The following is a 5,042-nucleotide window of genomic DNA, read 5'->3' as shown; positions in this document are numbered from 1 at the left end:
CCGGCGATGAGGCCGGCACTGCCAACAGCACTTTGCACAGGTGGCCGAACGTGGCCGCTATCGTCCCAAAGCAGACACCTGGATGTTGGGGCCGCTTCGCGGCCCATCGCCGGCAAGCGCGGCTCCCCCAGGCACAACGCAAGCCTGGGGGCTGGTGATCCTCCTGTGGGAGCCGGCTTGCCGGCGATGCGGCCCCCACCCGGTGGAGGCGGCTACGATCAATTGCGCCCCCTCAGAAGCATCAGTTCAGAACACCGCCCCCACTGGATAAACGAAGGCATTCACGTCATAGAACGGCGTGCGCTGGTAGAACCACTGCAACCGCTCTCCCGGATTGGCGGCGAACTTCTCGTCTTCCTTGAGCTTCTTCTCGAATTCAGCCTTCAGCTTCGGATCGTCCGCGAGCATCTTGCGCGCCATCGGCTCCATCACGTATTCCTCAGGCTCCTCGGCCACCACCAAGGTCGAGTTGAAGAAGCCCCAGGACCAAAACGAATCCGGGCTTTCCGGGTACAGCAGGTTCACGGCCAGCACACCCAGCGGCTGGTCGGTATCGATAACCACCGAACCGGCCGGGAAGGTCTGCAGGCGCTGGAACGGCTTGGCCTTGCCGCTCACCAGCAAGTGCCCTTCATACCCAGGAATTTCGTTCGGCTGCGCGCGGTCCGGCTCGAAGCCACCAGAAACCTTGATGTCATCCATGCGATACAGTGTCACGGCGATTGGTGTCGGTGCGTCCAACGTCTTCATCTTGATGCCATGAGCCTTCAGGCGATCAATCACCGCCTTCCACTGCACCGGCACGATGTACTGCTTTGGCCGTTTGGTCACCAGGTCCGGCTCGGTGTTGCCGGTCACCGGCACCTTCAGTTGCTTGGGTTTGTTGCTCCAGACGATGGTTTTCTTGCCGGTGATCGGCGATTCCTCGAAGCGGTAGTCGCCCACAGTGAACGGAATGGTTTCGTCCTTGCCGGGCTTCCAGGTGAGGATCACGTCCTGCTGTGCCAGCAGACGCTTGCGATCCTTGTCGATGGCTTCCTTCAGAGAAGCAGCCTGGTCGCCGATCACCTGAAACATCGCTTTGAGCATCACGTAGTTGCCCAGTACCTGGGTCTCGTATGGATGCAGCGCGTGCTGCTCGATGAGGATCGAAGGCACGCTGCGGATGTCGCCGTACTGGTTGGAGAACCGCGCCAGGTCACTGCGGTATGGGTAGTAGCCCTGGGTGGGGTCCTGGTTGTCGTTGAAACTGATGCACTCATGGACCACGTGGCCATGCCCCTCCAGCGCCTTGTACACCGGCGCGCGCATGACCTGGTCCATCCACTCGCTGCTGGCCGGCGACCAACCATTGCCGTTGTTGCAGTAAGAGCTGTCGTAAGGATACATGGCACCGTCGGTGGAGTGGGTGTCGACGAAGAAACTCAGGTCGTAGTTGTTGAACACCCAGGCAACGTTGCGGATTTCCGCGCTGTCGAGTTTGGTGAAGTCGCGGTTGAGGTTGTAGTTCAGCCCGTTGACCCGCCAGCCGGTCTCGGCTGGGCCGTTCTGGTTGATCCGCCCATAGGGGCTCTTGCGCAGGTCGCCGTCGATATTGACGGTAGGGATGAAGAGAATGTTGACCTTGTCGAGAAGGCCCGCCAGCGTCTTGTCGCCAGTGGTCATGTCGCGCAGCAGCATGAACATCGCATCCTTGCCGTTGGCTTCGCCAGGATGGATTTCCGCCTCGATGAAAAGGGTCGGCTTGCCCGACTTGTTCAGCCCCGCCGGCGACTTGTCGACCTCGGTAGAGACGGTCGCCAGCATCATCGGATGGCCCTCGGCACTCTTCTCCGGCAGTTCGCTGAGCACGATTCTCCCACCGGACGCGGCGGCCAGCTTTTCCATGTAGCCGCGGGTTTCGGTGTAGTTGGTGGTTTGCCCGAAGTTGCTGGACTCGGCGAGCGTGATCAGCGGGTTGTCGGACTTGGCGATGAACTGGGTACTGGTCAGCTTCTGCTCGAACATCGGCGGCAGGATGCGCTGCTTCGCGGCAGCGGGATAGCCACTGTCATCCACGTAGGCCGGAGCGCTCGGCAGGGCCGCCAGGGTCGAAAGGCTAGCGGTGTACAGCAGGGTGCCAAGCAACGAGCAGGAAATGGGATATCGCATGGTCAGACTCCTTTCTTTGCGAGTAGTGCCTTTTCCAGATGTTTCATGCAAACGGCACGTCAAACACATTAGACGAGAGGCTGAAAAGCGCCATTGATGTTGGGGCCGCTTCGCGGCCCATCGCCCGCAAGCGCGGCTCCCACAGGCACAACCTAAGCCTGGGAGCTGGTGATACAACTGTGGGAGCCGGCTTGCCGGCGATGAGGCCAGCACTGGCAACAGCACTTTCGACAGGTGCAGCTATGGGTCGAAAACGGTCAGCCGCGAGAGACCACAATCGACCCATTGCTGACGCTCGCAAGGGGCTGCATTCGGCCAAAAGCGGTCAAAAACAATCATCCAACAATGTCGTCCCGATCAACAGCTTCGGAGTGCTTAGCTACGCTCTAGGGCGTACATGCCATGACCAGCGTTGAAGTCGTAGCGTATCCGTTGAAGAGCGGATGCGTGCGCCGCGATCACTGTATGGCGCGCTTTTATTCAATCTGTGTCTAACATTCTCCCATTGACCGCCCTACCATCGGCCGCTCCGTCCAGGTGCATACGATGAAAGAGATTCCCGGCAACATCGATTTTTCAGGCTTGACGGCCCGTCGGCTAGGGCCAAATGACCGTGAGATCATTTGTGTGCACCGTGAAACGATGTTCCTTGAGGCGGGAGGAGACCCATCGGAGTTGCGGGTGATGACTGAGCACTTCCGGCCCTGGTTGCACCAGCGCCTATTCGATGGCCGCTACTACGGTTTTGCGCTGATGGACACGGGGCAGCCTGTGGCGGCGATAGGTCTGATGAATATCGACTGGCCACCTCATCCGTCCCATCCGGCCTTAGACCAGCGCGGCTATGTGCTAAATGTTTTCGTCGAACCTGCTTACCGGCGCCGGGGCTTGGCTTCAACCCTGATGAAGTTGGCTGAAGCCGAGTTTGCGCAACGCGGAATGAGTTTTGCCGTGCTACACGCGACCAAGGCCGGCAAGCCGGTGTATGAAGGACTGGGCTGGGCGAATACATCTGAAATGGCGAAAACCGTTTCGTGATTTGACTGCCTATCTCATGAGCCTGGTCGCCGATTCCAGCTGTTGATGAAAGGCTGCTTCGGGTCGAAAGCAGTCAGTCGAGAGTGGCCGCTATCGACTCAAAGTAGACATCTGGATGTTGGGGCCGCTTCGCGGCCCATCGCCGGCAAGCGCGGCTCCCACAGGCACCAAGTAAGCCTGGGGGCTGGTGATGCCTCTGTGGGAGCCGGCTTGCCGGCGATGAGTGCCATCATTGTGCAGGAAATGGCGGTTTGCCCCCGGCTTTCTCTTCGACCAACTTGTAGGCCACGTAGTACTTGTAGATGTTGCCCACATAATCCACGGTTTCCCGGCCCACCACCTGGGCGGCAGCCTGTTCGACGTTGCCGAACCAGACGTTCTTGTTAAGCCCCGACTTTTCCGCCAGCGCACGGAACTTGCGCAGGTTGCCGGGGCCTGCGTTGTAGGCGGCGAAGGTCATCAGGGTGCGGTTCATCTGGGTCAGTTGCGGGTCGTCGAGGTACTTGTCTGCGAGCAGGCGCATGTATTTGCTACCGGCCTCGATGTTCCGGTCGGCGCTCTTGTCGATGCCCTCGATGCCGACGGAGGGGTCCTTCGCGGTGGTGGGCAACAGCTGCATCACGCCCACTGCGCCTCGGTGGCTGCGGGCGCCCTGGTCAAGTTGCGACTCCTGGAAACCCTGGGCCATGAGCATCAGGTGGTCGAAGCCGTAGGTGCCGGCGTGGCGGTTGAAGATCTCCACCATGGCCTGGAATTTCTTCATTTCCTCTTCGGAGGTAGCGTTGAGCACGCGCTTGCTGCTGTTGGTGACGTACTTGGTACGCAAGCTGTTACCGAACGCCGTGCCGACCTTGTGGGTCTGCACGAAGCGCGCGAGCTGGTCCTTCAACTGCGGGCTGCCCTGACGGATGGCCCAGGCGAATTCGGACTTCTCGTGCAGGAAGAGCTGGTCGTGAATAACCATGTCGGTGTACAGCGGCGCCCAGATCCGCGCGATGTAGCGGTCAACCACCGTGGCATTGAGCAGACCGGCGTTGACCATCTGCAACAGGTCCTCTGACTCCAGGTTCTCATCGGCGGCCTTGATGTCGATCGGTGCCAGGCCCTTTTCCGCCAGCGTGGCGTTCAGCGCCTTGAGGTGTTCGTGGTAGCTGCTGGAGGCGCGCACGGTGACCGCCTGGCCCGACAGGTCCTCGACCTTCTCGAAGGGCTTGCTACCTGGGGCGGTGACCAGAATCTCCGGGATGTCCACAGCAAACGGGGCGGAAAAGTCGACGTTCTTCAGACGCTCTTCGGTGATGGTCAGGCCACCGGCGGCAATATCGCCAACGCCCTTGATCAGGTTCGGCATCAACTGGTCACGGCTCGTGGGGATGAACATCACCCGCCATTGCATGGACTTTTTCGGATAGGGCTGGGTCTTGTTCAGCCAAGCCTCCAGGCCCTTGCCCAGCTCGAAGCTCAGGCCCCGCTGGCGGCCGCGGTCCAGCTCGAAGAAGGTCTTGCTGTAGGGCACCAGTACCCGTATCAAGCGGCGCTGGCGCATGCCTTCGAAGTCCCCGATCCAGTTCTCGGGTATCGGCAAGACAAGCTTTTGAACTTCCGCCTCTTCAGCCGGGGTCAGTTCGACGCTCGGCAGTTCAGTCGATGGGGCCGCGCTCAGGGAAAAAGGCAGTAACAGCAACAGGCAAAAGAGGAAATGCTGAAATCTGTTTGGCTGTTTGTTCATGACATTCACCCGCCGGGTTTAGCCATATCAGGGTATAGCTCAAATCCTCACCCGAGTCGTTGCGTAGAGCCCGTTCACGACCGACCGTTGATTCGGAATCTGGTTCGGCCTCATCGCCGGCAAG

The 5,042-nt window shown here is 60.0% G+C and carries 4 protein-coding genes; 1 reads left to right on the top strand and 3 read right to left on the bottom strand.

Going from position 1 to position 5,042, the window contains the following annotated elements:
* Nucleotides 1-246 precede the first annotated feature (246 nt).
* Nucleotides 247-2,151 (bottom strand): M14 family metallopeptidase, encoded by a 1,905-nt coding sequence (locus tag PMI38_RS03645; RefSeq protein WP_008090842.1) that lies wholly within the window; start codon nt 2,149-2,151, stop codon nt 247-249.
* A gap of 546 nt (nt 2,152-2,697) precedes the next feature.
* Here PMI38_RS03645 and PMI38_RS03640 point away from each other — a divergent pair.
* Nucleotides 2,698-3,189, top strand: a complete 492-nt coding sequence (locus tag PMI38_RS03640; RefSeq protein WP_008090841.1) for a GNAT family N-acetyltransferase — start codon at nt 2,698-2,700, stop codon at nt 3,187-3,189.
* A 229-nt stretch (nt 3,190-3,418) separates the two neighbouring features.
* Here PMI38_RS03640 and PMI38_RS03635 read toward each other — a convergent pair whose 3' ends face one another.
* Nucleotides 3,419-4,918, bottom strand: a complete 1,500-nt coding sequence (locus PMI38_RS03635) for a lytic transglycosylase F (protein ID WP_008090840.1) — start codon at nt 4,916-4,918, stop codon at nt 3,419-3,421.
* The coding region (locus PMI38_RS27415; RefSeq protein WP_238540155.1) for a hypothetical protein at nt 4,830-5,042 on the bottom strand (213 nt) is incomplete at its 5' end. The genes PMI38_RS03635 and PMI38_RS27415, both read right to left, overlap by 89 nt.

Source organism: Pseudomonas sp. GM84 (assembly GCF_000282535.1).
In the GTDB taxonomy this organism is placed as follows: domain Bacteria; phylum Pseudomonadota; class Gammaproteobacteria; order Pseudomonadales; family Pseudomonadaceae; genus Aquipseudomonas.
The sequence above is the reverse complement of the archived record's forward strand: the minus strand, read 5'-3'. Positions and strand labels throughout refer to the sequence as shown.

Excerpts from the sequence above, each read along its gene's own strand:
- PMI38_RS03635 (WP_008090840.1), bottom strand. The coding sequence starts at position 4,918 with ATGAACAAACAGCCAAACAGATTTCAGCATTTCCTCTTTTGCCTGTTG.
- PMI38_RS03640 (WP_008090841.1), top strand. The coding sequence starts at position 2,698 with ATGAAAGAGATTCCCGGCAACATCGATTTTTCAGGCTTGACGGCCCGT.
- PMI38_RS03645 (WP_008090842.1), bottom strand. The coding sequence starts at position 2,151 with ATGCGATATCCCATTTCCTGCTCGTTGCTTGGCACCCTGCTGTACACC.